Origin of the sequence: Bilophila sp. 4_1_30 (genome assembly GCF_000224655.1) — a bacterium.
Classification (GTDB): Bacteria; Desulfobacterota; Desulfovibrionia; order Desulfovibrionales; family Desulfovibrionaceae; genus Bilophila; species Bilophila wadsworthia.
In genome coordinates this window covers 1-955 of the sequence record NZ_JH114271.1, presented here as the reverse complement: position 1 = coordinate 955, position 955 = coordinate 1, and the positions used below count along the sequence as shown (strand labels likewise).

General features: G+C 67.1%; 1 protein-coding gene. It reads left to right on the top strand.

Annotated features, from left to right (window positions below):
* A partial coding sequence (locus tag HMPREF0178_RS20090) for an amidohydrolase family protein (protein ID WP_009369373.1) occupies positions 1-955 on the top strand: 955 nt, incomplete at both ends.

Sequence of the window (955 nt, the reverse complement as noted above, 5' to 3'; positions counted from 1 at the left end):
GCCGCGCCCGCCGCGTGGAGGATAGTGGACGGCAAGGCGCTCTGCCCGGCTTCGTGGACGGGCACAGCCATTCGGAATTGCCGCTCCTCGCCGGGGAAATCATGGACTGCAAGATCATGCAGGGCGTGACCACCGAAAACCTCGGGCTGGACGGCATGTCCCTCGCGCCGATCAAGGACGGCGACAAGGCCGACTGGAAGAAACACCTTTCCGGCCTCGCCGGGACGCTCGACGTGCCGTGGACATGGAACAGCTTCGCGGAATACCTCGACTGCCTGCAGGCCGCAAAGCCGCCGCTCAACGTCTCCTCGTACGTGGGGCTGGGCACCGTGCGCCTGAGCGTCATGGGCATGACCGACAGGCCCGCGGAAGGCCACGAAATCCGGGCCATGCGGGATCTGGTCGCCCGGTGCATGGACGAGGGCGCGCGCGGCATCTCCGCCGGGCTGATCTACCCTCCGAGCCGCTACCAGAGCCTTGAGGAAACCGTGGCCGTAGCCAAGGCCGCGGCGGCGCACGGCGGCATCTACGACGTGCACATGCGCAACGAGGCCGACGCCATCGCCGAATCCGTGGAAGAGGTGATCGCCATCAGCGAACGCTCCGGCATCCCCGCCATGATCACCCACTTCAAGATCCGCGGGAAAAAGAACTGGGGCCGCTCCGCCGCGCTCATCCGGCGCATCGACGAGGCCCGCGCCGCCGGGATCGACGTCACGATGGCCCAGTACCCCTATACGGCGGGGAGCACGTTCCTGCATGTGGTCATCCCGCCGTGGTACCACAGCCGGGGCGTGGACGGCCTGCTGCGGGCCCTGCGCGAGGAGCGCGGCGCCATCAAGCATGACCTCGACACGCGCATGGACTGGGAAAACTTCTCGCAGTCCGTGGGCTGGGAAAAGATCTTCGTCTCTTCGGTGGTCAGCGAAGCCAACCAGCCCTGCGTGGGCAAGAG